Origin of the sequence: Ignatzschineria sp. F8392 (assembly GCF_002252045.1) — a bacterium.
GTDB lineage: Bacteria > Pseudomonadota > Gammaproteobacteria > Cardiobacteriales > Wohlfahrtiimonadaceae > Ignatzschineria.
In genome coordinates this window covers 210,081-236,424 of sequence record NZ_NEFF01000002.1, presented here as the reverse complement: position 1 = coordinate 236,424, position 26,344 = coordinate 210,081, and the positions used below count along the sequence as shown (strand labels likewise).

25 protein-coding genes are annotated in these 26,344 nt (G+C 44.7%); 14 read left to right on the top strand and 11 right to left on the bottom strand.

Going from position 1 to position 26,344, the window contains the following annotated elements; all coding sequences use genetic code 11:
- Positions 1-395 precede the first annotated feature (395 nt).
- From B9T19_RS05305 to B9T19_RS05270, 8 genes are all read right to left on the bottom strand, one after another.
- Positions 396-1,079 carry an MBL fold metallo-hydrolase gene (locus B9T19_RS05305; RefSeq protein WP_094567560.1) on the bottom strand — a complete coding sequence of 228 codons (684 nt, stop codon included), beginning with the start codon at positions 1,077-1,079 and terminating at the stop codon, positions 396-398.
- Between the two features lie 181 nt (positions 1,080-1,260).
- A complete protein-coding gene (locus B9T19_RS05300) occupies positions 1,261-2,049 on the bottom strand; it encodes a glycerophosphodiester phosphodiesterase family protein (protein ID WP_233146799.1) in 789 nt (262 codons plus the stop codon).
- A 26-nt stretch (positions 2,050-2,075) separates the two neighbouring features.
- Positions 2,076-3,206: an ABC transporter ATP-binding protein gene (locus B9T19_RS05295; protein WP_094567559.1), complete on the bottom strand. Its 1,131-nt coding sequence runs from the start codon at positions 3,204-3,206 to the stop codon at positions 2,076-2,078.
- A 138-nt stretch (positions 3,207-3,344) separates the two neighbouring features.
- A complete protein-coding gene (ugpE, locus tag B9T19_RS05290; RefSeq protein WP_094567558.1) occupies positions 3,345-4,190 on the bottom strand; it encodes a sn-glycerol-3-phosphate ABC transporter permease UgpE in 846 nt (281 codons plus the stop codon).
- A 2-nt stretch (positions 4,191-4,192) separates the two neighbouring features.
- Positions 4,193-5,068 carry a sn-glycerol-3-phosphate ABC transporter permease UgpA gene (gene ugpA / locus B9T19_RS05285; protein ID WP_094567557.1) on the bottom strand — a complete coding sequence of 292 codons (876 nt, stop codon included), beginning with the start codon at positions 5,066-5,068 and terminating at the stop codon, positions 4,193-4,195.
- 130 nt (positions 5,069-5,198) lie between these two features.
- Positions 5,199-6,512 (bottom strand): sn-glycerol-3-phosphate ABC transporter substrate-binding protein UgpB, encoded by a 1,314-nt coding sequence (gene ugpB, locus B9T19_RS05280; RefSeq protein ID WP_094567704.1) that lies wholly within the window; start codon positions 6,510-6,512, stop codon positions 5,199-5,201.
- Between the two features lie 237 nt (positions 6,513-6,749).
- Positions 6,750-7,613: a sulfite exporter TauE/SafE family protein gene (locus B9T19_RS05275; protein WP_094567556.1), complete on the bottom strand. Its 864-nt coding sequence runs from the start codon at positions 7,611-7,613 to the stop codon at positions 6,750-6,752.
- A gap of 566 nt (positions 7,614-8,179) precedes the next feature.
- Positions 8,180-9,148 carry a quinone oxidoreductase gene (locus B9T19_RS05270; RefSeq protein WP_094567555.1) on the bottom strand — a complete coding sequence of 323 codons (969 nt, stop codon included), beginning with the start codon at positions 9,146-9,148 and terminating at the stop codon, positions 8,180-8,182.
- Positions 9,149-9,695: 547 nt separating this feature from the next.
- On the opposite strand from B9T19_RS05270, the gene ettA reads away from it, so the two are divergent.
- Genes ettA through tsaB form a run of 3 tightly spaced genes read left to right on the top strand, consistent with a single transcriptional unit; the run spans position 9,696 to position 12,328 of the window.
- Positions 9,696-11,366, top strand: a complete 1,671-nt coding sequence (ettA, locus tag B9T19_RS05265; RefSeq protein WP_094567554.1) for an energy-dependent translational throttle protein EttA — start codon at positions 9,696-9,698, stop codon at positions 11,364-11,366.
- Between the two features lie 12 nt (positions 11,367-11,378).
- Positions 11,379-11,546: a zinc-finger domain-containing protein gene (locus B9T19_RS05260; RefSeq protein ID WP_094567553.1), complete on the top strand. Its 168-nt coding sequence runs from the start codon at positions 11,379-11,381 to the stop codon at positions 11,544-11,546.
- Positions 11,547-11,548: 2 nt separating this feature from the next.
- Positions 11,549-12,328, top strand: coding sequence for a tRNA (adenosine(37)-N6)-threonylcarbamoyltransferase complex dimerization subunit type 1 TsaB (tsaB, locus tag B9T19_RS05255; RefSeq protein WP_094567552.1), 780 nt, complete (start codon positions 11,549-11,551; stop codon positions 12,326-12,328).
- Positions 12,329-12,553: 225 nt separating this feature from the next.
- Here the strand turns inward: tsaB and B9T19_RS05250 are convergent, their stop codons facing one another.
- Genes B9T19_RS05250 through B9T19_RS05240 form a run of 3 tightly spaced genes read right to left on the bottom strand, consistent with a single transcriptional unit; the run spans position 12,554 to position 16,596 of the window.
- Positions 12,554-14,263, bottom strand: coding sequence for a proline--tRNA ligase (locus tag B9T19_RS05250; RefSeq protein WP_094567551.1), 1,710 nt, complete (start codon positions 14,261-14,263; stop codon positions 12,554-12,556).
- Positions 14,264-14,295: 32 nt separating this feature from the next.
- Positions 14,296-15,297 (bottom strand): porphobilinogen synthase, encoded by a 1,002-nt coding sequence (gene hemB, locus B9T19_RS05245; protein WP_094567550.1) that lies wholly within the window; start codon positions 15,295-15,297, stop codon positions 14,296-14,298.
- A 57-nt stretch (positions 15,298-15,354) separates the two neighbouring features.
- Positions 15,355-16,596 (bottom strand): M20 family metallopeptidase, encoded by a 1,242-nt coding sequence (locus tag B9T19_RS05240; protein ID WP_094567549.1) that lies wholly within the window; start codon positions 16,594-16,596, stop codon positions 15,355-15,357.
- A gap of 202 nt (positions 16,597-16,798) precedes the next feature.
- Between B9T19_RS05240 and ndhC the strand changes: the two genes are divergently transcribed.
- From ndhC to nuoK, 11 genes are read left to right on the top strand one after another with little or no spacing between them, the layout of a single operon-like run.
- Positions 16,799-17,152, top strand: a complete 354-nt coding sequence (gene ndhC / locus B9T19_RS05235) for an NADH-quinone oxidoreductase subunit A (protein WP_094567548.1) — start codon at positions 16,799-16,801, stop codon at positions 17,150-17,152.
- Positions 17,143-17,628: an NADH-quinone oxidoreductase subunit B family protein gene (locus B9T19_RS05230; RefSeq protein WP_094567547.1), complete on the top strand. Its 486-nt coding sequence runs from the start codon at positions 17,143-17,145 to the stop codon at positions 17,626-17,628. Before ndhC ends, B9T19_RS05230 begins: the two co-directional genes overlap by 10 nt.
- Positions 17,629-17,635: 7 nt before the next feature.
- The gene (locus B9T19_RS05225; RefSeq protein ID WP_094567546.1) at positions 17,636-18,334 is read left to right on the top strand and encodes an NADH-quinone oxidoreductase subunit C; all 699 of its coding nucleotides are present in this window, start codon (positions 17,636-17,638) and stop codon (positions 18,332-18,334) included.
- A 12-nt stretch (positions 18,335-18,346) separates the two neighbouring features.
- Entirely contained in the window at positions 18,347-19,603 is a 1,257-nt protein-coding gene (locus B9T19_RS05220) for an NADH-quinone oxidoreductase subunit D (protein ID WP_094567703.1), read from the top strand.
- 32 nt (positions 19,604-19,635) lie between these two features.
- Positions 19,636-20,157, top strand: a complete 522-nt coding sequence (gene nuoE, locus B9T19_RS05215) for an NADH-quinone oxidoreductase subunit NuoE (protein ID WP_094567545.1) — start codon at positions 19,636-19,638, stop codon at positions 20,155-20,157.
- A complete protein-coding gene (gene nuoF, locus B9T19_RS05210; protein WP_094567544.1) occupies positions 20,157-21,443 on the top strand; it encodes an NADH-quinone oxidoreductase subunit NuoF in 1,287 nt (428 codons plus the stop codon). The genes nuoE and nuoF overlap by 1 nt, the downstream gene beginning before the upstream one ends.
- Positions 21,443-23,776 (top strand): NADH-quinone oxidoreductase subunit NuoG, encoded by a 2,334-nt coding sequence (nuoG, locus tag B9T19_RS05205; RefSeq protein WP_094567543.1) that lies wholly within the window; start codon positions 21,443-21,445, stop codon positions 23,774-23,776. The genes nuoF and nuoG overlap by 1 nt, the downstream gene beginning before the upstream one ends.
- Positions 23,777-24,829: an NADH-quinone oxidoreductase subunit NuoH gene (nuoH, locus tag B9T19_RS05200; protein ID WP_094567542.1), complete on the top strand. Its 1,053-nt coding sequence runs from the start codon at positions 23,777-23,779 to the stop codon at positions 24,827-24,829.
- Positions 24,830-24,851: 22 nt separating this feature from the next.
- Positions 24,852-25,343, top strand: a complete 492-nt coding sequence (nuoI, locus tag B9T19_RS05195; RefSeq protein WP_094567541.1) for an NADH-quinone oxidoreductase subunit NuoI — start codon at positions 24,852-24,854, stop codon at positions 25,341-25,343.
- Positions 25,344-25,352: 9 nt separating this feature from the next.
- Positions 25,353-26,030, top strand: coding sequence for an NADH-quinone oxidoreductase subunit J (locus B9T19_RS05190; protein WP_094567540.1), 678 nt, complete (start codon positions 25,353-25,355; stop codon positions 26,028-26,030).
- A 2-nt stretch (positions 26,031-26,032) separates the two neighbouring features.
- The gene (gene nuoK / locus B9T19_RS05185; RefSeq protein WP_094567539.1) at positions 26,033-26,341 is read left to right on the top strand and encodes an NADH-quinone oxidoreductase subunit NuoK; all 309 of its coding nucleotides are present in this window, start codon (positions 26,033-26,035) and stop codon (positions 26,339-26,341) included.
- Positions 26,342-26,344: the final 3 nt, after the last annotated feature.

The window sequence follows — 26,344 nt, the reverse complement described above, 5'->3', positions numbered from 1 at the left end:
CATAATTTTTAATGAGAGTGACTTAAATTGCTTACAATAGAGCTTAAGCACGACTCATGCGCGATTCAAGCGCGACTAAATAGGATTAAAAGCTGATTATAATTTACGCAGATTTTATCTCTTTAGTATCGCATCTTTTTTTAGTAAGGGATAACGTTTACAATAAATTTACTTTGTGATCGATCTCACTCTCTATTTTATTAATAGTATTAATAGTGATGGGATAAACGTAGCTATTTTTATTGAAAATCGGGGGTAATGATCAGATATTTTTAATTAATCGGGCTAAGTATGAGTATCTAGTATTCATCATGAAGATGGGAAATCGTAGCTATTGCCTGTATCTATTAAAAAATGCATCTTAATAGCTACGATCTGATCCCTATTGAGCGCCATTAACGGCTCATACGATAGCGAATAAATTCCTCTTGATCATCGATCCTTTGTAAAAAGGGATTGCTTTCGATCTGATCTTTTAAAGTTGCGGTAGCTGAAGGGCCGTAAGCGTGGCCGGTATGGATCTCAACATGATGTGAAACTTCATCAACTAGGCGATTAAGAGATTGGAAGAGTGCTTCTGGATCGGATCCGGTCAGATCAGCTCGACCGGCACCATCAACAAAGAGGGTGTCGCCGGTAATAATATCATCAGAGAAGAGATAGCAGATCGATCCAGGGCTATGACCAGGGGTATGAATAATTCGGACCTTTTCGCCGGCAAAGGAGAGAGTATCATTATCTGCTAAGGGAATCACATCATCGGGTAACTCACGAAAAGCGGGGGGGAGATCCCCTTTAGGATAGGAGTTGATAAAATCGATCTCAACTTCAGAAGCATAGACCGGCATAGGATAGAAATCTCGTAGCATCTGCACTGCGCTCACATGATCGTGATGACCATGAGTTAGCCAGATAGCAACAGGCTTTACGCCAAGGCGCTCGATCTCATCGGTAAAGTACTCCTCATCCCAAGCGGGATCGATAATGATCGCTTCATGCGTATCAAGATCTTCAATAATATGCATAAAGTTTTCATAACGCTCATAAACTTTTGAATGAATTTTGTAACGCTTACTCATCTGCTACTCCTAAATTTTATCGTTGTTTTATAGCTGTAACTTCTGGGATTATCCCTCCATTATGGTCCCTTTGGGGGATAAATGCATCCCTATTTGGTAAACTTTATTAAGGCGCTTTTAACACCATTTAATCAAACGGTTCTACTCTTTGAAGCTTTTCTAACAAATGACTCTGTGATATCTAGCGCTTAAGATTGATCCCCATGTTATCGGTAATGATAGAGTCCACACCCATCTGAAGTAATTGCTCGATCAGTAGCGGTTCATTGGCAGTGTAGACCATAATAAAGAGCGCCATTTGATGTGCTTTTTCTACTATTTTTGGGGTAACAATCTGATAATTGAGGATGATGCCCGCACACTCTAATTCTGATATCTGCTCAAATATTTGTACTTCACCCTGTGATCCGCTATCCACTAGCAGGGCTCTAGGAATCTCGGGTGCAATCTCTTTAGCGCCACGTAATGCCTCTGGCAAAAAGGAGGAGAGAAGAAAGGGGGAGCCGTAGAGGTCGGTATTTTGTGCTGAGAGCTTAAGATGCTTTTTTTGAAGAAAGGAGGCGATTGCAACACCTGTTTTATAAGCTTCTCCAGGATTGGGTTTAATCTCCACATCAAGAAGATAGTGATTGTTGATGATAAAGTCGATTATTCCCTCAAAGCGAGCGAGAGGTTCCCCACTATAGTGTGCAGAATGCCAACTTCCAGCATCTAGACGAGAGAGCTCCTCCCATGATTTCTCACTAGCATTTCCTACCCCATTTGTCGTGCGCATTAGTGTGGAATCATGTAACAGAAAGAGCTCCTGGTCCTGTGAAAGTTTTACGTCACACTCAAACATGGTAAAACCTTTCTGACTCCCATAGCGGAATGCGGCGAGCGTATTTTCAGGGGCGGCCCTCCCGGCACCTCGATGGGCGATCAGGTTTGGGTAAGGATAGGGGGAGATAACTTCTTTTTTGTATATCATGATTGAGATCCTTGAAGTTGAGAGACTTAATCTGTTTCGACCCGTTTCGTGGTTGTAGGATCAAACCAGAAGAGATCTTGAGAGGAGAATTGTAGTGAGAGCTCAGTTTCTGCACGAGGTGGCGCACTATTTTGAACTTTATGAGGCATCTTAACCGTGATTGTTTCGCCGGCGAAATCACAATAGAATAACATTTCAGAGCCCAAATTTTCTGCGAGAGTGAGGGTTACATTAATAGATAGAGGTTGTCCATCTTGTTGTAAATATCGCTGTGAGTCTTGCTGTAAATAGATCTTTTCAGGGCGGATACCTAAGATCCACTCATTCTGCTCTCTTTTTAGTAATGCTTTAGGTGGCGTGACACCATTGAGCTTCTCTCTTTTAAAGTAGACGGCACCCTCTCTGAGGGTAACAGGAAGAAGATTCATCGCTGGCGAACCCATAAAGTTAGCAACAAAGGTGGAGGCAGGCTGATGGAAGATCTCTTCCGGTGTGCCAAATTGCTCAATATTGCCATTATTTAAGATAATCATTCGGTCAGCAAGTGTCATTGCTTCTGTCTGATCGTGAGTGACATAGAGGGAGGTAATGCCAATCTCATTATGGCGACGACGGATCTCTAAACGAGTAGAGGTTCGGAGTTTTGCGTCGAGATTAGAGAGTGGCTCATCAAAGAGGAAGAGCTTAGGCTGGCGTACAATGGCGCGTCCCATCGCGACTCTCTGCCTCTGTCCTCCAGAAAGTGCGCTCGGCTTCTTATCGAGATGTTGTTCAATATCGAGCATCTTTGCGGTCTCTTTGATGCGGCGTTCAATCTCCACCTTAGACATTTTGGCGAGCTTAACACCATAGGCCATATTTTCCCGGACAGTCATATGGGGGTAGAGTGCATAATTTTGAAAGACCATTGCAATATCGCGTTGGGATGGCTCAAGATTTGTCACATCATGCTCGCCGATAATAATACGCCCATTCGATGCCTCTTCTAATCCGGCAATAACGCGTAGTAGTGTTGATTTACCACAGCCCGATGGGCCAACTACGACAATAAACTCCCCATCTTCGATATCGATATCGATCCCTTTTAAGATAAGAGCGCCCGGTTTCCGCTTTGATCCATAATGTTTTGTGATCCCTTGTAACTGAATTTTCGCCACTTCTGCTGCTCCTCGCTATATATATTGCTTTCTTACTTGATTGCTGAATTATTGGATTACTAAATGATTTGATTATTTAATTATGTGGTTGAGTAATGATGTGATTGAGTGATTAGATTATTGTGTTGTTCCACCGATTTACTTCTCACTGTCGATCAGCCCTTTGACTAGCCACTTCTGCATAAGCAGAATGACAATGATCGGAGGAATTAACATTAAGACGGTCGTTGCCATCACAATATTCCAATCGACCAGAGCATCTCCGGATCCCATCATCTGCCGTAATCCTACCGAAATCGGAAACATCTCTTCACGAGTTGTCATGAGAAGTGGCCAGAGATATTGATTCCAACCATAGATAAATTGAATGACAAAGAGGGCGGCAATCGTTGGCAGAGAGAGTGGTAGGAGAATATCTTTAAAGAAGCGCATAGCAGTAGCACCATCGATTCTTGCCGCTTCTAATAACTCATCGGGGACGGTGCTATAAAATTGCCGAAAGAGGAAGGTTGCTGTTGCAGAAGCAATAAGAGGGATGGTTAAGCCGGCATAGCTATTGAGCATATGTAGATTCGCTACCACATCAAAGGTAGGAATAATACGGACCTCTACGGGTAACATCAATGTGATAAAGATGATCCAGAAGAGAATGATTCTGCCGGGAAAGCGGAAATAGACAATCGCGAAAGCTGAAGTGATCGATATCGCAATCTTGCCAAAAGCGATGAGTAAGGTCATCACAAAAGAGATCCAGAGCATTCTAATTGCAGAGAAGGAGCTGCTCTTCTCATCTCCGAAGAGTGCGATCTTATAGTTATCCCAAAAGTGGTCGCCAGGAAGGAGTGAGAAGGGGACATTGACTACCGCCTCAGCACTCTGAGTGGAGGCAATAATCGCAATATAGATCGGAAAGCAGACGATAAGTAGGGTCGTTATAATAGTCAGGTGTGCAACTATTTTGAGTCCTTTACGATTTTCGATCATTATTATGCTCCTTTCTTATCGATATAACGAAATTGAATGATAGTAAGAAGAAGGACAAATCCCATTAAGACGATCGATTGTGCCGCAGAGCTTCCATAGTTCATGCTTTTAAACCCATCAAAGTAGATCCGATAGACCAGCGTGGATGTTGCATTGCCAGGTCCTCCTTCTGTTAAGGCATCGATAATGGCGAAGGTATCAAAAAAGACATAGACAATATTGATAACGCAGAGAAAGAAGGTTGTCGGCCATAAAAGGGGGAATTCAATAGTGAAAAATCGACGCCAAGGGCCGGCACCATCGATAGCAGCAGCTTCAGAGAGAGATTTAGGAATCGCCTGTAAGCCGGCATAGAAGAAGAGAAAGTTATAGGAGATCTGCTTCCAGATAGAGGCCATAATCACAAGCCACATCGCTTGATTGGTATTGAGCTGATGGTTCCATGTGATCCCTATTTTGCTCAGTAGATAGGTGATGAGCCCAAAGCCTGGGGCAAACATGAAGGTCCAGAGAACCCCCGCCACTATGGGGGAAACCGCATAGGGAAGAATCAGCATCGTCCGGTAGAGATGGACACCTTTTGTGACTTTCTGCATAAAGAAGGCGAGGAGAAGAGCAATAGTTAAACCTAAAAAGGTGACCCAAAAAGAGAAGTAGAGGGTGGTATAGATTGCTTCTCGGTAGATCGGATTCTCAAATAGGGTGATAAAGTTCTCAAACCCTACCCATTCTCGACTTAAACCAAAGATATCTTCAAGCTGAAAGCTCTGAATCATTGCCTGTACAGCCGGCCAGTAGAAGAAGAGGGCAATGACAAATAGCTGCGGAGTAATGAGAATCCAGGGAAGCCAACGATGCTCTTTAAAATATAATTTCATAATTTTTCAATTTCATTATTGATAAGTCACTCTTGATAAGAGAGAAGCGGAGAGAGGTTAGAGTCGTTATTTTGGGCGATAAAAAACGAAGCGATCTTGTGACCAATCGCCCCGTTTAGAATGATTAAGATTATCGATTATTGATGCGTTCAAAGCGACGGAGTAACTCATTGCCTCGTTTAACAATATTGTTGAGAGCATCCTCTGGGCTCTTTTTCCCTGTCCAGATCTGCTCTGTCTCTTCATCGACAATCGCACGGATCTGAAGCATATTACCTAAACGGATACCGCGTGTATTGTCAGTAGCTTTCCGTATCATCTGTTCTACAGGCACATTGGCACCCGGATTTTCTTCATAGAAGCCACTTGCCTCTGTAATTTCAAAAGCAGCTTTTGTGACGGGGAGATAGCCGGTACGCATATGGCTTGCGGCTTGAATTTCAGGTTGAGAGATATAATCAAAAAATTGAGCAACGCCTCGATAATGATCTGCTGGTTTGCCATTCATCACCCAGAGACTTGCTCCACCAATAACGGTATTTTGGGGAGCACCTTCAACATCGGCATAGTAGGGGAGGGTCGATTCACCAAATTCAAATTTCGCATCTCGTTTCAAACCGGCATAACTTGCGGAAGAGCCAAAGGTGATTGCACACTCTCCTGACCTAAAGGCAGGGCCCGCTTCACTTGCGCGTCCTTTATAGTGAAATAATCCCTCTTTTGCCATCTCATCGAGATTGTTGAAGTGACGTAATTGGAGTGCCTTATTGATCAGTAGCTCTGTATCTAAGCCATCAAAACCATTATTTTCAGAGGCGTAAGGGGCATTATGCCATGCCGAGAAGCTTTCAAGCTGTGTCCATCCCATCCATTCAGTTGTCATAGGGCAGGAGACCCCAGCGGCTTTTAATGTTTCAGTGGCTTTACGCACTTCAGCCCAGGTTTTAGGAGGGTTGTCTGCATCTAATCCCGCTTTTTTAAACGCATCCTTATTGTAGTACATCACTGTTGTTGAGCTATTGAAGGGAAGTGATAACAGCTCTCCATTGGGTGCGGTATAGTAACTTGCTACCGCGGGAATATAGCTATTGAGATCGAAGGGAATCCCATTTTCTTGCATAATCTCTGTGACCGATTTTGTCACGCCATCGGCATAGATCATCGAGGCAGTCCCTACTTCGTAAACTTGGAGAATATCGGGAGCCTCTCCAGCTCTAACAGCAGCAACTCCCGCAGTCATCGATTGTTCATATCCCCCTTTATAGGTTGGAATGACTCTAAATTCAGTTTGGGATTCGTTAAAACCTTCAGCTAAATCATTAACCCAATCGGTGAGTGCGCCATCCATTGAGTGCCACCACTCAATCTCTGTCTGTGCTATTGCGCTTTGTGCAAAGAGCGTTGCACTTAGTAGTGAGAGTGCGGTGATTTTTTTAACCTTCAGTTGCATAATGTCTCCTCAAAAGTATCGATGATGTGGTTAAGAATACTTTTGAAGTATAAAAACTCTTTATGACAATCGTTTAACAACGATAGAATTGGTATAAAAAAGACCTTAAGTTCATCAGAACGCCCGATAAGGTGGCTCGATCGCTTAAGGTCTTAATAGTATTGATATTTTGATTATTAATGTTTCGGTTCTTAATATTTATTGAGAAGATTCTCTATGAGAAACTTTCCATTAATGGCTCGAAGATTTTTGGTCCGAGTTGTTCGGCATGGAATCTTTCATCGATTTTTGCATTGAGTTCTCCCCTTGCTCCATCTTCTTACCATGACTCATGCCCCCTTTTTGCATCTGCTCTAATACTTCAGCTGCACTCATCTCACCTTCTCGCACTTTATGGGTCTGCTCACTCACCATCGCGGCGCGTTTAGTTACCTTCTCTTGCGGTGCAATCCAGCCGAGATAGTAGATCGCCATTGCTAAAACGAGTATGCCGGCAAGGATACGAATTCCTTTTTTGGCAAAGAAGTGACCGATATAATTACCAAAGATAGCTAAGCCCAACATAATAGGGAGTGTTCCGAGCCCAAAAGCAAACATAATGCCGGCAGATTTTGCGACTGAGCCGGCACCCATTGCCACTGCGAGAGGACCATAGACCGCACCACAGGGGAGAAGCCCCCAGATCATCCCCACTAGATAGGTTCCTTTTGCTGTTCGAATCGGGAAGAAGCGTTGTGAGAAGCGTTGAATCGGTTTCCAGATATGTTGGAAGGGGCGCTCAATAAATCCTAAAAATTGGGGAAGTCCAAAGAGTTGGAGCGCAATGAGAATCATAATAATTCCTGCCACATAACGAATCACATATTGAATGGAGGTGATATCGGAGACCGAGGCGGCAATCAATCCCCCTAATACACCTAAGAGGGTGTAGGTGGAGATACGGCCAAGGTTATAGAGAATGGCTGCCGGAATACGTTTATAGGAGTTGTTCATTCCCAAGATACCAATTACCGGTCCACACATCCCCACACAGTGGGTCTGTGCCGCAAAACCGATAAAGAAGGCGCCGGAGAGCATCGCAATAAATTCAGTCATAATTAAGAGATTACCTCATAGTTAAGGATGGGGTGGATAGTTCATCTAAATAGTTAATCTAATCATTCCATTTAGTCAGTCAATTCAGTCAGTCAATCTAAGCAGGCCGCTTAAAGAGATTCGCTAAAGAGATTACTCAAGTAGTGAATCTCAATAGAAGATCTATATAAGATCTATATAAGAGGAACTCTATCAAAGTCTGTCGAGAGTATCGCTGTAGAGTCCCGTTAGTCGATCTTACTGATAAGATTTAATGAGTATAAGGTGAATAAGTACTTCTTATAGTGATCTAAGTCTTAATCATTGCCTTCAATAGACAACTTGACTAGACAACTTTAGTTAAAAGAGTTATTCGCACCTTTAGATGCTCTTTGGGGATTCTACATAGCACCTCTCAAGAGCGTTCCTAGATAGATAGCTTAAATTAGATAGTCTAAATAGATTATGTAAATCGATAGAATGAAATAGCCTCCTATTGTAATCTTTTATAGAAATAAAAGAAGCGAGGAATCCTCGCTTTCTCTCTTAATTTTGTTTTAAATCACGCTTTGCTTTCTAAAATGCCGTTAAGGAATCAGAACTGCTGAGCCGATAATCTCTCGATTCTCTAATGCTTGATGGGCACGTCCAACTTCTGAAAGAGGAAACTTTTGTTGTAAAGAGAGCTTAATTTTTCCACTACTGAGTGCAAGGAACCAACGATCCATCACCGTTCGATAGCGCTCCTTTGTTGAGGTATAGGCATTGAGGTTAGGGCGCGTTAGAAAGAGGCTCCCTTTCTCTAAAAGCAGGAGTGGAGAGATTGCCGGTGGCGCACCTGATGCATTACCAAAAGAGACCATCATACCTAAAGGTTTTAAGGTATCTAATGAGGGAATAAAGGTCTCTTTCCCAACGCCATCATAGACCACATCAACTCCTTCCGGAATAAACTCTCGAACCTTCTCCACAAAGTCTTCAGTGCGATAATTGATCACTAAATCAGCGCCAAGCATCCGCACAACCTCAGCCTTCTCCTCTGTACTAACGGTGGTGATCACGGTAGCCCCGATCGCTTTTGCCCACTGGATCAGGATCTGGCCGACACCGCCGGCACCGGCATGGATCAGTGTGGTATGTTCCGGCTTGAGTTGAAAGAGATCAAAGAGAAGATAGCTCGCGGTTCCCCCTCGAATGAGGGAGGAGGCAGCCTCTTCATAGGAGATGCTACTTGGAATCTTAATTAATCGATCTGTGGTGATATTACGCTCTGAGGCATAAGCACCTAAAACACTCGCATAGCAGACACGATCTCCAATATTAAATTGGGTGACATTTTTCCCGACCGCAGTAATAATGCCGGCACCCTCCTGCCCAATGACGGTGGGTGTCTCTAAAGCATAGAGTCCATCGCGATGGTAGGTATCGATAAAGTTGAGCCCAATCGCTTTCTGCTCAATACGTACCTCTCCCTCTTTTGGCGCTGGAAGGGTGATTTCAACCTTCTCAAAATTAGAGATATCTCCCTGTTCTTTTAAGATAATTTGGTAACTCATTCTTTTCTCCTCTGTTGATGATGATGGACAAATATTTTTGGCCGACCTATTTATATTAAGTTTTGTTGCTGATTCTGTTACTGATATTAGTGAATGACATTTTGAATCAATATGTGTGAATGATATGTATGAATGAATATTGGATACGCTTTACCATATCACGGTGTTAATGGGGATGTCAGGTGTTACTAAGATCAATCGGGATCAGATATTATGATCTCCATAAAGCGCTTATCGGAAGATTCTCTGAAAGTGGCTTGCGCTCTTTTTCCAGGGCGCGTGAAATAATTCTCGCCCGATGAGGATCAATTTAGCGGAATATGGGGTAGAATATCGGGGAAATTATTTGTAAACAGATCGGTGATCGAGCCTTTTGATAGGGTGATTGTGGGATCGATGCGCAGGGAAAGAGAGGATTCTCTTTCGTGATACTGCTCTGATTGCCATATTGATTCCTATATCGATTCTTATATTGATTCTTATGTTGATTTTTATAGAATCCCCTCGCTCGTTCATCTTGTCGTCTTTATATAAGGGTTAAAATTATATGTCAGGACAATTTATCTACACGATGAATCGTGTCAGTAAAATCGTACCGCCTAATCGAGAGATTTTAAAAGATATTTCGATCTCCTTCTTTCCTGGTGCGAAAATTGGGGTTTTAGGATTAAATGGTGCTGGTAAATCAACACTTCTTCGCATTATGGCAGGAGTGGATACCAATATTCAGGGGGAAGCACGTGTTCAACCTGGAACAAAGATCGGCTATCTCGAGCAGGAGCCAAAGCTCAATGAAGCGCTCGATGTTCGTGGAAATCTTGAGGAAGCTCTCGGCGATATTAAGAATGCACAAGAAGAGCTCGATAAAGTCTATGCCGCTTATGCCGAACCCGATGCAGACTTTGATGCATTAGCGACTAAGCAGGCTGAACTTGAAGCGATTTTAGCGACAACGGATGGCCATAACTTAGAGCGTCAACTTGAGATTGCAGCAGATGCACTGCGCCTGCCACCAATGGATCGTGATGTTGCTACCCTTTCAGGGGGAGAGCGTCGCCGAGTTGCACTCTGTAAATTGCTTCTCTCAAAACCTGATATGTTGCTGCTCGATGAGCCGACAAACCATCTCGATGCAGAATCTGTGGCGTGGCTTGAGCGATTCCTCCACGATTATCCGGGAACTGTTGTTGCGGTAACGCATGACCGTTACTTCTTAGATAATGTTGCGGGCTGGATTTTAGAGTTAGACCGTGGTCACGGAATTCCTTATGAAGGAAACTACTCAAGCTGGCTTGAGCAGAAGAATAAACGCCTAGAGCAGGAAGCTAAGCAGGAAGAATCCCGTGCAAAAGCGATTAAGAAAGAGCTTGAGTGGGTTCGTCAAGGTGTGAAAGGTCGCCAGACAAAATCTAAAGCGCGTCTTGCTCGTTTTGAAGAGTTAGAGAGTCAAGAGTTCCAAGAGCGTAATGAGACGATGGAGATCTATATTCCACCGGGTCCTCGCTTAGGTGATCTTGTGATTGAAGCGAAGGATGTGGCGAAAGCATTTGGAGATAAACTTCTCTATGAAGATTTAAGCTTTAATCTTCCTCGCGGAGGAATTGTAGGGGTGATCGGACCAAATGGTGCCGGTAAATCAACACTCTTTAAATTGATGACAGGTCAATTAGAAGCAGATGCGGGAACTTTCCGTGTCGGAGAGAGTGTCGAGTTAGCCTATGTTGATCAGAGTCGCGATACATTAGATGGTTCTAAAACTGTCTGGGAAGAGATCTCAGGAGGTTCTGATATTATTCGTGTGGGTAACTATGAGACCCCATCACGTGCTTATTGTGGCCGTTTTAACTTTAAAGGATCGGATCAGCAGAAATTTATCAAGGATCTTTCTGGAGGTGAGCGTAATCGTGTTCACTTGGCAAAAGTGCTTCGCTCTGGCGGTAATGTCATTTTACTTGACGAACCGACGAACGATCTCGACATTGAGACCTTGCGCGCATTGGAAGATGCTATCTTAGCTTTTGCTGGCTGTGTCGTCGTTATCTCCCATGACCGTTGGTTCCTCGATCGAATTGCAACACATATTTTAGCCTTTGAAGGAAATTCTCATGTAGAATGGTTTGAAGGAAACTACGAAGAGTATGAAGCGGATCGTCGCCGTCGCTTAGGGGATGATGCAGACAATCCACAACGTATTAAGTACAAACCGATTTCACGCTAAGGAGTTGAGATTATGGCATTAGAGCAGAAAGAAGTAGAATTAACAGAAGCGGAACTTCCCATCTGTTGTCCCCCTATTGATGTTGATGCATGGGGTTACCACCCGCGCGTCTATCTGGCGCCTAATCATGATGGGAAAGTGCGTTGTCCTTACTGTAGTACAGAGTATATCGTTGAATAAAGATGAAAATTTTAGCAGTTGATGCATCGATGGAAGCGTGTTCGGCAGCGGTTTATGTGAATGGCGAGATTGTCGAACGGCTCTCTGTCGCACCTCGTAAGCATATCGAGCTTCTCAAGCCGATGACAGAAGAGGTGATAGAGGCGGCCGAGATTGAACTTAATGAGCTTCATGGGTTGGCCTTTGCGGTCGGCCCGGGAAGCTTTGCCGGTTTAAGGATTGCTTGTGGGTTTATTCAGGGGCTCGGTGCCGGACTGGAATTGCCCATAGTACCGATCTCGACGCTTGCGGCATTAGCCTATCCTATTTTGGAAGAGCATCCTGATGCATTGGTAATGCCGATGATCGATGCCAAGATGAATGAGGTCTACTGGGCAATCTACGGACTTGATGAAGAGGGTGATCTTAAGATTATCGAGAAGGATCAGGTCAATACTTTAGCGGAGATCTCCGCACGAGTAGAAGATATTCGAGAGAGTATCGAAGCGAAGACCGGGCAGTATGAGAATGTAACGCTCTATGGTGTGGGAGATGGCTGGCTCTTAGATGAGGGAGCGACATCACTCTTAGATGTGACGTTAGTAGAGGATCGTCACTATCCACGAGCAGGAGATATCGCTCTTTTGGCTAAGCGTGATCTCGATCGAGGATTAGGACTCTATGCCGATCAAGTCTCACCGATCTACCTTCGTCACAATATTGCAATGACGATTGAAGAGCAGAAAGCTTTTCGAGAAGAGAAGGCAAGAGAGAAAGCGGAGCGAGAAGAATCTCAGCTATAAGCTACAAGTCGTAGAGGGCTGTAGGTTCTAACAGAAGGATTCAAATAAAAAAGATCTACCAAGATTATTTATTGGTAGATCTTTTTTTGTCTCTGATAATTCCTGAACACCTCTCAACACCTCTCAACATCTCTCAGAGAATATGAGGGTAGAAGAGTAGGGAGATAAGAGAAGCGATCATGGATCAGCGCTAGAGCCTGATCCATGAGTCATCCATGAGTCATATTAAGCGAGAAGTTGCTCTTGAATAAATGGAATAATTTGATCAAGGGGTACCATTGTTGCTTCTTCATCCCCTCTTGCTTTAAACTCCACCTCACTATTTTTCAAGGTACGATCCCCGATAACAATGCGGAAAGGAATGCCGATCAACTCATGATCACTAAATGCTTCGCCCGGACGAATGTTGCGATCTTCTAAGAGAACATCGATGCCAAGCGCCATGAGTTGATCATAGAGCTTATCGGTAGTCTCTTTCACTAAGGCCGATTTCCCATAGTTCATCGGAATCAGTGAGAGGGTGAAAGGGGCAATCGCTTTAGGCCAGATAATGCCGGCGTCATCATTGCGCTGCTCAATTGCGGCAGCAACGATTCGGGTAACACCGATACCGTAGCAGCCCATCTGCATAACAGTTGCTTTTCCATTTTGGTCAAGAACAGTAGCATTCATCGCTTTTGAGTAGCGGTCTCCCAATTGGAAGATATGGCCTACCTCAATGCCGCGCGCCATCGCAATGGTCCCTTTACCACATGGAGAGGGATCGCCCACCTTAATCTCTCTTAAGTCGAGTACTTCTGGCTCAGGAAGATCACGGCCGATATTGACGCCGATATAGTGGAATCCTGTCTCATTAGCGCCACAACTGAAGTTGCTCATCAATGCCGCTTGACGATCAAAGAGAGTACGGATTGGGAGATTAACCGGGCCAATAGAGCCGGGTGTAGTATTGAGTTTCTCTGCAATCTCTTCATCTGTTGCAAACTGAAGCGGTGTTTTGAAAAGGCCGCTATTTTCCGCCTTCACCTCATTGAGTTCATGATCGCCACGGAGGCAGACCGCAATGAGTTCATCATCCTCTTTCCCATGGAGAATTAAGGTCTTAAGATGCATCTCTGGTGGCGAATTGAGGAATTTAGCAAGCTCTTCGATAGAGTGAACATTAGGGGTCTCAAGCTTTTTCAGTGGGCTTGTTGCTTCACCTCGAGTCCCTACTGCAATCGCTTCCGCGGCTTCAACGTTCGCTGCGTAGTCGGACTCGGTTGAGTAGACAATCGCATCTTCACCTGCTTGTGTGATCACATGGAATTCTTGAGATTTACTGCCACCAATTGCACCTGAGTCAGCAAAAACAGCACGATACTCAAGATCGAGACGATCGAGGATATTAGAGTAGGCGCGATACATCTTGTTGTAGGTCTCATCGAGTGATTCTGCATCGATATGGAAGGAGTAGGCATCTTTCATTAAGAATTCACGAGAACGCATCACGCCGAAACGGGGACGGATCTCATCACGGAACTTCCACTGGATCTGATAGAAGTTGATCGGTAGTTGACGATAACTCTTTAACTCTTGACGGGCAAAATCGGTAATCACCTCTTCGTGAGTAGGGCCTAGGCAATATTCACGCGTATGGCGATCCTTAAAGCGAAGTAATTCAGGGCCAAATTGTTCCCAACGACCCGACTCAATCCAGAGTTCTGCCGGCTGTGCTGATGGCATCAACATCTCTAGAGCCCCGGCATTATTCATCTCTTCACGGACAATAGCTTCTGTCTTCTTCAGAACGCGAAGCCCAAGAGGACTCCAGCTATAGATTCCTGAAGTAACACGGCGAATAAGGCCGGCACGAAGCATCAATTGGTGTGATTTAATCTCCGCGTCATTAGGTGTATCGCGGAGTGTGTTGATTAAAAATTGACTTGTTTTCATATAGTAATAAAAGATCCTCCGATCAATTGATCTTATCGGCTGAGGCTGGAGATCTCTCCATTTTTCAACCAAGTTGCTACCTCTTTTGTGTAGTAGCTGACAATCATATCTGCCCCTGCACGTTTAAATCCAATGAGTGTCTCTGCAACCACTGCTTTTTCATCTAATGCGCCGGCAAGTGCTGCAAATTTGATAGCGGCATACTCCCCCCCGACTTGATAGGATGCAAGTGGGAGATCAGTTCTCTCGCGTAAGCGCGCTAAAAGATCGAGATAAGGGGTTCCCGGTTTCACCATAAGGATATCGGCACCTTCCTCTTCATCAAGCGCTGCTTCAATCATCGCTTGGCGTCCATTGGCAAAGTCAGCCTGATAGCCATTACGGTTACCGCTCAACTCTGAGTTAACTGCCTCGCGGAAAGGGCCATAGAAAGCAGAAGAGAATTTGATCGCATGCGCTAAGATTCCGACATGCTCAAAGCCGGCAGCATCGAGCGCTTCACGAATGGCGCGAATTTGACCATCCATCATGGCTGAAGGGGCTAAAATATCGGCACCCGCTCGTGCAGCCGTGACAGCCTGTTTGGCTAAATTTTCAATCGTAGCGTCATTATCAACCTCACCATCGCAGATTACGCCACAATGTCCATGTGAGGTATATTCACAGAAGCAGATATCAGGAATAATAATCATCTCAGGTGCTGTTTGACGAATAGTGCGAATCATACGTGCAAGGAAACCATTCTCTTCCCAAGTATCGCTACCGCTCTCATCTTTATGATGGGAGATACCAAAGGGCATAATGTAGCGGATTCCTAATGCTTGTAACTCAGCCACCTCTTTTGCTAAATCTTTTTCAGGATAGCGATAGACGCCAGGAAGAGTCTTAATTTCTACCTTCTCTTCAATATTCTCTTCCACAAAGATCGGGCAGATGAGGTCATTGAGATCAAAAAAGCTCTCCTGAACGAGTTGACGAATCGCAGGATTACGGCGCATTCTGCGGGGGCGATATAGGGGTTTTGTGATATTCATAGACTTCCTCCTTGCAAAGGTGAATAGTATATCATTTTCATCTTATTCCATTTTTAGTTATTTGTTCTGATCGGAAGAAGCTGCTCTTCGCTTTAAAAAATGGAGTGCAAGCTCACTCCAGAGTGCACCACCGATCAGGATATTGTCATCATTAAAGTCATATTGGTCGGTATGAAGACCAACAAATTGATGATCTCGATCATTGCCAATATAGAAATAGGCGCCGGGGCAAGCATGAAGCATAAAGCCGAAATCTTCAGCGCCCATCGATGGCACCTTGTTTCGGATAATAGAATCTTCTGCAATCAACTTATCGACCGCCTCTATGGCGATCTCTGTCTCTCTATCGTGATTGATCGTCGGAATATAGCCATCGATCAGACGCACTTCACAGGTGGCGCCATAGGCGCTACAGATCCCTTCTGTTAACTGCTTGATGCGTGCTTTAATACGATCTCGAATCTCAAGATCAAAGTAGCGAAGGGTCCCTAAGAGCGAGACCTTATTGGGGATGACATTATTGGCATCTCCCCCATGGATCGAACCGATGGTAATGACGGCAGAATCGATCCCGGAGATATTGCGTGAGATAATCGATTGCAGGCCGACCACCACTTCAGAGGCGACAAGAACGGAGTCAGTTGTCTGATAGGGATGGGCAGCATGCCCTCCTTTAGAGAAGATATCGATATGAACCTCACAGGTGCCAGCCATCTGTGGTCCTTTGCGGATCAGAATCTCTCCTTGCTTAGCTCCGGGAAAGTTATGCATCGCATAGACAGCATCAACAGGAAACTTCTCAAAAAGACCCGCCTCTACCATTCGGCGAGCACCAGCTTGATCCTCTTCATCAGGCTGGAAGATAAAGATAATGGTGCCATCAAATTCTGCCTCTAAAGCGAGATACTTAGCGGCCGCAAGGAGCATTGTCGTATGCCCATCATGGCCACAAGCATGCATAACGCCGGGAACTTTCGAGCAATGAGGATGATTCCCTTTTTCGGTGATTGGGAGCGCATCAGTATCAGCTCGAAGCGCTACACGTGGCGCATTTTCATAATCCCCTTTCTGTAAAATTCCGATAACACCTGTCTCAGTAAGGCGCTCTGTGGGAATATTCCAAGCGTGAAGTTTGTCCTCGATCAATTTTGCAGTATTAAATTCCTCGCGGGAGAGCTCAGGGTAACTATGTAATTTTTGACGTAATGCTCTGAACTTCGCATCATTCTCCTTGAGAAATTGTATGAGCGGAGAATCGGGGTTTTTAAGGAGTCTTGAGATGCGGTCATTGTTGTTCATAGCGGTCTCCAATTGGGATAAGTATCAGGAAAGTATAATTGACGATAAACTTTAATTTTGTCCATTAATCCATTAGTATAGTGGGGTTAGGATACAATTTCATGTCAGTGTTTTGAAGCATATTCGGTGGCGAGTCGGGTAGGCTTTGCACTTGTTTATATCAATTGATGAGTAAAATCAAAGTCTTGGAGGAAAATTGGCTATGATGGAATATCTTCCTGTAGCGGTCTTTGTAGGCTTCAGTATTGTCTTCGCCGGCATTCTGGTAGCCCTTGGATACTTTTTAGGGCCGAACGCCCCTAACGCTGAAAAGCTATCTCCATATGAGAGCGGATTTGAGGCATTTGAAGATGCCCGTATGAAGTTCGATGTCCGCTTCTTTCTTATCGCAATTCTTTTTATTATTTTCGACTTAGAGTTAATCTTCCTGATACCTTGGGCGACCGCCATGAAACTGATTGGACTACCCGGCATTATGGCTGTGGTAGTTTTTCTGGTTTTATTGACAGTCGGTTTTGCGTATGAGTGGAAGAAGGGAGCGCTTGAATGGGATTAGAAGCTAGATTAGAAGAGGGGTTTGTCACAACAACTCTCGATTCAGCAATTAACTGGGCGAGGACAGGTTCCTTATGGCCTGTGACCTTTGGTCTTGCATGTTGTGCATTAGAGATGATGCATGTGGGTGCTGCAAGATATGACTTAGATAGATTTGGCGGCGCCGTCTTTAGAGCGTCACCGAGACAATCAGATCTAATGATTATTGCTGGAACATTGACAAACAAGATGGCGATTCCACTTCGTAAAGTCTACGATCAGATGCCAGATCCAAAATGGGTTATCTCTATGGGTTCTTGCGCAAATGGTGGGGGATATTATCACTACTCCTACTCTGTGGTAAGAGGATCAGATCGTGTCGTCCCGGTAGATGTCTATGTGCCAGGTTGTCCACCGACAGCAGAAGCATTGATGTTTGGTATCTTACGTCTCCACGATAAGATTAAGAGAACTAGCACGATTGCAAGATTAGGGTAGGTGTAAGATGGCTAAATTTATTAGAAATCCAGAAGAGCTCCTCGAGACATTAGAGAGTACGCTTGGCGATAAGATCTTAAAATCGGTTCTGGCATATGGTGAGTTAACGATTACGATCGACCCGAAAAATGTGCATGAAGTGATGGCGCAATTGGCGCACAATGATGCCTTGAAGTTTGAGCAGGTCACCGATATCACTGCTGTTGATTATGCTGCCTATGGCTTAACTGAGTGGGATGTGGAAGCCTCCAATCATGGTTTTAGCCGTGGAACAACACCACAAGCGGTCGGTCGTGCCGGCAATCACCTTGAAGCGACAGCTTATAAAGCGTCGATGAGTGAACGTTTTGCTGTTGTCTATCACCTTCTCTCATTGACTCATAACGCTCGCCTTCGTGTGAAATGTTATCTCGATGGTGAACAGAATAATGTGATCCCCATGCTCGATTCTGTAACCGATATCTGGAGTGGCGCTAACTGGTATGAACGCGAAGTGTTCGATATGTTTGGTATCGCCTTTAAGAATCACCCAGATCTTCGTCGAATCTTAACGGATTATGGATTTATTGGTCACCCGCTTCGTAAAGATTTCCCACTGACGGGAAATGTGGAAGTGATCTATGATGAAGAGTTACGCCGTGTGGTCTATCAACCGGTTTCGATTGAGTCACGCGTCAATATTCCACGTATGATTCGTAAGGGGTAAGAGATGACAACAATGACAAATATTGAAAACTATACAATTAACTTCGGACCTCAACATCCGGCAGCCCATGGTGTAATGCGGATGATCCTTGAGCTTCGAGGGGAAACGGTTGAGCGTGCTGACGTTCATATCGGTCTACTCCATCGTGGGACTGAGAAGTTGATGGAAGCAAAACCTTATACCCAATCGATCGGTTATCTCGACCGTTTAGATTACTGCTCATGCTTAAATAACGAACATGCATTTGTTTTAGCTGTTGAGAAGCTACTGGGAATTGAAGTGCCGATTCGTGCGCAATATATTCGGGTATTGATGGATGAAGCGACCCGAATTATGAACCACTTAATGTGGTTAGGGGCACATGGCCATGACTTAGGTGCGATGGCGATGCTTCTCTACTGTTTCCGTGATCGTGAGGAGCTCTATGATGCGCAAGAGGCGATTACCGGTGCGCGAATCCATCCTTTCTACTATCGTGTTGGAGGCGTTGCGAAAGATCTTCCCGATACAATGCCAAAGTATGAGCCGAGCAAGTTTAGATCGAAGAAGAAACTTGAGCGAATCAACGCGGCGCGTCAGGGGGATGTTCTCGATTATTTAGAAGATTTCTGTGAGCGCTTCTTAAAGCAGAATATGGTGGAGTATCGCAACTTACTTGTGGGTAACCGTATCTGGAAGGGGCGTGTTGTTGGTATTGGTGCAGTCTCCGCTGAGAGAGCTATTGAATTAGGATTTACAGGTCCAATGCTTCGTGGTTCAGGAGTTGCATGGGATCTTCGTAAAACACAACCTTACTCTGTCTATGACCAACTCGACTTTGAAGTTCCTGTGGGTGTTAATGGTGACTGTTATGATCGCTTCTTGGTAAGACTTGAAGAGATGGAGCAGTCAGCACACTTGATGATGCAATGTATTAAGTGGCTCCGTGAAAACAAAGGTCCTGTAATGAGTACCGATAGCCGTGTCACTATTCCGCAAAGACGGGATGTTAAAGAGGGCATGGAATCACTTATTCAACAATTTAAGGTCTTTACAGAGGGCTTCTGCGTTCCTGAAGGGGAAGCTTATGCCGCTGTAGAACATCCTAAAGGGGAGTTCGGTGTCTATCTCGTCTCTGATGGTGCCAATAAGCCCTATCGCGTGAAATTGAGAGCGCCAGGATTTGCCCATATCTCCGCAACAGAAGAGATGGCAAAACGCCATATGTTATCTGACTTAGTTGCAATACTGGGAACACAAGACATGGTGTTTGGGGATATTGACCGCTAGTTTAATCAATTACAGAGTATAGAGTAGCTAAGATGAAAAATAGAGAAAGTATATTAAGTAGCCATACGAGAGCAGAGATTGATCGCTGGCTCGCACGCTTCCCTGAAGATCGGAAGCAATCAGCGCTCCTTGCTGCACTGCGTGAAGCTCAACATGAAAATGGTGGTTATTTAACGGTTGAGATTATGGATGCAATTGCAGATTATCTGGAGTTGCCCCCTATCGCGGTCTATGAGGTCGCTTCCTTTTACTCCAATTTCGAAACGAAACCATGTGGTAAAAATGCCATTATGATCTGTACTAATATCTCCTGTATGCTTCGTGGCGGAGAAGAGATTTTAGCGCATGTAGAGCAACGTTTAGGTATTAAGGCCGGGGAGTCAACTCCTGACGGTCTTTTTTCGCTTAAGAATGAGGATGAATGTATTGCGGCATGTACAGCAGCGCCCGCGGCACTGATCAACCACGAGTATCATGAGAACTTAACGATTGAGAAGATTGATGAGATTCTCGACCGTATCGAATCAAGAGCAGATAATAAAGAGGCAAACTAATGGTACAAAACGAAGTTTGTTACTTCACTCTCGGGCACGATAAGCCTTGGTCTCTCGAGACCTACTTGAGCTTAGGGGGCTACGACGGGTGGAAAAAGATATTAAGAGGGGAACTCTCTAAAGAGGAAGTCATTGAGATGGTGAAGGCTTCTGAGCTTCGTGGTCGTGGGGGCGCAGGCTTCCCAACGGGTGTGAAGTGGAGCTTTATGCCGAAGAATGATGATGGTAGTAGCTACCTTGTCTGTAACTCGGATGAGTCAGAGCCGGGCACCTGTAAAGATAGAGATATCCTCCGTTTTAACCCGCATGCATTGGTGGAAGGGATGGCGATTGCCGCCTACGCTATCGGTGCGAAAGTGGGTTACAACTATATGCGTGGAGAGTTTAGCGAAGAGCCTTTCAAGCGCTTTGAAGCGGCAGTGCAAGAAGCACGTGATGCCGGTTTAATTGGGCAGAATATCCAAGGAACGGGTATCTCCATTGAGCTCTATGGTGCATTGGGTGCGGGAGCTTATATCTGTGGTGAGGAGACGGCGCTTCTTGAATCTCTCGAAGGGAAGAAAGGGCAACCGCGCTTTAAGCCACCTTTTCCAGCGGCAGTCGGTCTCTATGGTAAGCCGACCACGATCAATAACTGTGAGTCGCTCTCATCTGTCGGTCGCATTATTCGCAATGGTGCCGATTGGTTTAAGGAGCATGGAATTCCCGGGGCGGGAGGACAGAAGATCTTCTCTATCTCAGGTCATGTGGAAAAGCCAGGAAACTATGAGATCCCGATGGGAACCCCTTTTAAAGATCTCTTAGAGCTTGCAGGCGGTATCTGGAAAGGTCGTAAAATCAAGGCGGTTATTCCAGGAGGATCATCAGTTCCTGTTGTACCGGGTCATATTATGATGGAGACCAATATGGATTACGATTCGATCGCGAAAAAAGCGGGATCGATGATGGGTTCAGGTGCGGTGATCGTGATGGATGAGACCACCGACATGGTGAAGGCATTACGCACACTCTCAAGCTTCTACTTTAGCGAGTCGTGTGGCCAATGTACGCCATGCCGTGAGGGAACAGGTTGGTTGTTTAGAATTATGGATCGCATTCTCAAAGGGGAAGGGCGTCCAGAAGATCTCGACCGTCTTGTTCATGTTGCCAATAATATTGGGGGTCGAACAATCTGTGCACTAGGTGATGCAGCAGCAATGCCGGTACTCAGCTTTGTCAAACACTTCCCAGAAGAGTTCAAATACTATATTGAACATGGCAGAAGTATGGTTGAGGGGGCGAAATAATGAGTAATGAAGTGAAGATGTTTACCGTTAATATCGATGGTAAAGAGTTTCAAGCACCCGCCGGAACAATGTTGATTGAAGTGGCAGATCGTGAAGGAATCACTATTCCTCGCTTCTGTTATCACGATAAATTATCCATTGCGGCGAGTTGCCGTATGTGCCTTGTGGATGTTGAGCGGATGCCAAAACCGGCACCTGCATGTGCAACCCCCATTATGGATGGCATGATTGTTCGCACACGTAATGAGAAAGCGCGTGCAGCACAAAAAGCAATTATGGAGTTCTTGTTAATTAATCACCCGCTTGATTGTCCTATCTGTGACCAAGGGGGCGAGTGTGAATTACAAGATTTCTCAGCAGAGTATGGGCAAAATCGATCGCTCTATATTGAAGAGAAGCGCCATGTTGAAAAGGTCAATATCGGTCCTTTAGTTGAGACCTTTATGAATCGCTGTATCCAATGTACCCGTTGCGTTCGCTTTGGTGATGAGATTGCCGGCATGCGTGAATTGGGGGGCGTTGATCGTGGTGATCGTCTAGAGATCACAACCTATATTAAACATGCCTTAGTCTCTGAAGTTTCGGGCAATATTATCGATATCTGTCCTGTTGGCGCGTTAACGGCGAAGCCTTCAAAATATGGGGCGCGTCCGTGGGAGTATCTCAACCATGACTCTATTAGCATGCATGATGGAATCGGTACTAATACCGAGATTCATACTCTCCGTGGAAAAGTGGCGCGTGTTGTATCTCGTCGCAATGATGAGATCAATGAGCCATGGATTTCAGATCGTGATCGTTTCAGCTATGAAGCGCTCTCAAGTGATGATCGTGCTGCTCATCCTCTTTTAGATAATGGTCAAGGTGAGTTGGTTAAAAGCTCATGGGATGATGCCCTTAAAGCGACAAAACTTCTGATCGAAGGCGCGATTGAAAAATATGGTGCAGATCAGGTTGGAATCTTTGTTTCACCGATGGCAACGCTTGAAGAGATGCAACTCATCAAGGAGTTAAAAGAGGGTTTAGGCCTTAAGAATGTTGATTATCGCTTAACACAGCGTGACTTTAGTGGTGATCGTGCAGAACCTGTATTCCGTGCCTTAGGTCTTTCTATTCCTGAAGTGAATGAGCTCGATTCAGTACTACTTGTCGGGGCAGATCCTCGTATGGAAGTACCCGTATTAGCGATTCGTCTTCGTGATGCGGTGAAGAAGGGTGCAAAAGTCTCCTTCTTAGGATCTTATAGCGCAGATCAACTCCATCCTTTCCATGCCGAGATTATTGCACATCCTTTTGATTGGGTGAGTGAGCTTGCGGCAGTTGTGGCGAAAGTTGCCAATATGAAGGGTGAGTCAGTTCGTACAGAGCTTATTTCTGTGATCAATAGCGATTCAATCAATGAAGATGCGGTGATCTCAATTGCCGAGCAGTTCCTCAAAGGGGAGCGTGAGTGGATCGTTTTAGGGCATGATGCAATTAGCCATCCACAATTTGCAACAATCCGTGCATTAAGTGCTGAGCTTGCGCGTTTAACTGGTGCGAAACTCGGTTACTTCACGCCAGGATCAAATAGTTCAGGAGCGGCATTAACGGCGTTAACAACAGAAGGCAGTAATAGTGCTACGATGTTAGCTTCTCCTTTAAAAGTTTACCTCTTAGTCGGCGCTATCGATCCAGAATCTGATTTTGTTGAGTCAAAATTAGCGCTCGATGCACTGCAAGCTGCTGAAGCTGTCGTTGCAATTACCCCATTTGCTAGCGAGACATTAAAGTCAGTTGCGAATGTCATTCTTCCGGGAGCTGCTTGGACAGAGACCTCAGGAAGTTACGTTAACCTTGAGGGAACGTTACAGACATTACAAGCAGCATCGCTCCCACATGGTGAAGCGCGTCCTATCTGGAAGATTTTACGTGTTTTAGGTAACCATTTTGAAATCGATGGCTTCGATTACATCTCTTCTGATGAGCTTCTAACGAAGTGGAAAGCGGAGAATGGCGCAAAATTAGCAGAGAACCAAAATGAGGTTTCAGGAGTCTCCTTTGACTATCGAGCATTGAAGAAAGAGGGTCTGTTAGCAGTACCGACTACTTCTCTCTACTCAACAGATGCTTATGTTAGACGAGGTGTGGCACTTCAGAAGACACCTTTAGCGAAGCGTGCCCGTATTGCCTTTAATAACGCAAATGATGAGAGTGCAGTAATGCCTCTCCTCAATAGTGAAAATACCTTCCTTTCGAGAGTATCGGAGAAGGTAGCAGAGGGCTGTGTTCGTATTCCTACAGAATATGCAGGAACCACGAAGTTTTATCAATCAATTAAGGGGGCAAATTAGATGGATACCGTAATGGCGATTATTCACTATCCGCTTGTGTGGGCTCTGATAAAAACATTGGTGATCTTTTTGCCAATCGTTCTATCGGTGGCATATCTAACCTTTGCAGAGCGTAAAGTTTTGGGTTATATGCATATCCGTTTAGGCCCTAATAGAGTAGGTCCTAAAGGGCTTCTCCAACCATTTGCGGATCTTTTAAAGATGCTCTTTAAAGAGTTTATCATTCCATCAGCTGCGAATAAGACAATGTTCCTTATTGCACCATTTATTGCGGTAACAACAGCATTTGGTGTGTGGGCAGTTGTTCCTTTCAATGATGGTTGGGTTAGCTCCTCGATGGATTCAGCAATCCTCTACATCTTGGCGATGACCTCTCTTGGCGTCTATGCGTCATTAATGGCAGGTTGGAGTTCTAACTCAAAGTTTGCGATCTTCGGCGCCATTCGTAGTGCGGCGCAAGTGGTCTCTTATGAGTTAGCGTTAGGATTTGCTTTAATCACGGTGGTGATGATCTCAGGTAGCCTTAACTTTACCGAAATCGTTAAAGGGCAAGGGGGATCACTCGGTCTGATCAATTGGTACTTTATTCCACTTCTGCCAATGGCTGTCATCTACTTTATTGCCGGTCTTGCAGAGTTAAATCGTGCGCCTTTTGAGGTGACGGAAGGGGAATCAGAGATTGTTGCGGGATACTTCACAGAGTATTCAGGAACGGGCTTTGTGACCTTCTACCTTGCAGAATATACCAATATGATTTTGGTCTCTGCATTGATGAGCTTGCTCTTCTTTGGTGGATGGCTTGCACCGCTCTCTGGCGTAGAAGCGATAGAGAATATTCCTGTTCTTTCATTACTTGCGACAGATAGCATCTTCTGGATGATTATCAAAATGGCCTTTTTCCTCTTTGCGATGATCTGGGTTCGTGCAACCTTCCCCGGTTACCGATATGACCAGATTATGCGTCTAGGTTGGAAATTCTTTATTCCGATAGCTCTTGTGTGGATTGCGGTAGTACTCGTAATGTACGGCGTCGGTCTAAAACCATGGTTTTAAAGGAATAGGTAGGAACTAACATATGTTTAGATATTTAAAATCACTCTACGAGACATTTACGTTAAAAGAATTACGTAAAGGTTTAGGAATTACCTTACGTTATTTCTTTAGACCGAAATTCACGATTGAGTATCCGTTTGAGAAAACCCCACAATCTGGGCGTTTTCGTGGGCTTCACGCATTGCGTCGCTATCCGAATGGGGAAGAGCGTTGCATCGGTTGTAAATTGTGTGAAGCAGTCTGTCCTGCATTAGCAATTACGATTGATACCGAAGAGCGTGGCGATGGCACTCGTCGTACGACACGTTACGATATCGATCTTTTCAAATGCATCTTCTGTGGATTGTGTGAACAAGCATGTCCTGTGGATTCAATCGTCTTAACACGCGTCTTTGAATACCATATGGAAGAGAAGGGCGAAAATATCATCACAAAAGAATCTCTCTTAGCACTTGGCGATAAGTATGAAGTACAAATCGCTAAAGATCGTGCTGCAGATTCTCACTTATACTAGGAGGGGAAGATGTTATTTAAGATACTATTTTATATCTTCGCACTAATCACGATCTATTCAGCGATTAGAGTGGTGAGTGCAAAAAATACCATGACATCAGTACTGCACCTAGTTCTGATCTTTGTGATGGTGAGCTGCTGTTGGTTACTTCTTCAAGCGGAGTTCTTAGCACTCTCCTTGATTATTATCTACTGTGGTGCGGTGATGGTCTTCTTCCTCTTTGCGGTGATGATGCTCGATATTCCGCATGATCTCTTAAAAGAGGGTTTTGTTCGTTACTTGCCGATTGCGGTATTAGTCGCGATCATCTTTATTGCAGAGATTCTTATTGTAATCTTAGGGGGCGATAGCTTTATTGCGAATCAATTCGCGCTCGAAGGTGGTGTTGAATCGATCCGTGCAGGCGCTGAGTTAACCAATGCGCAAGAGTTAGGGGTGCTTCTCTACACGAACTATATCTATGCATTTGAAGCGACCGCATTGATTCTTTTAGTAGCGATGATTGCGGCGATCGCTTTAACACGCCGTATCGGACCACTTCGTCGTAAAGATGTCTCTGTCAGCTGGGCAATTAAGGCAGATCCAACAAAACGTGTACGTATGGTGAAGATGGATTCTGCGGTTTTAGCGCCGGCACCTGTGAAGGAAGAGAGCGAAGACGCAGTTACAGAAGAGGAGGAAAAATAGGTATGAATTTAGTCATAGATGATTATATTATTCTCTCGACGATTCTATTTGGAATTAGTACTGCGGGGATCTTCATCAATCGTAAGAACTTGATTGTTCTCTTGATGTGTATCGAGTTAATGTTACTAGCAAGTAGTACGCTTTTTGTTGCATTCTCACAGTTCTCGGGCGATTTAAATGGGCAGATTTTTGTCTTCTTTACATTAGCGGTTGCAGCTGCGGAAGCGGCGATTGGTCTTGCAATCTTAGTGTTAGTATTCAGAAATCGCGGTAGCATTAATGTCGATGAAATTACGGAATTAAGAGGCTAGTGC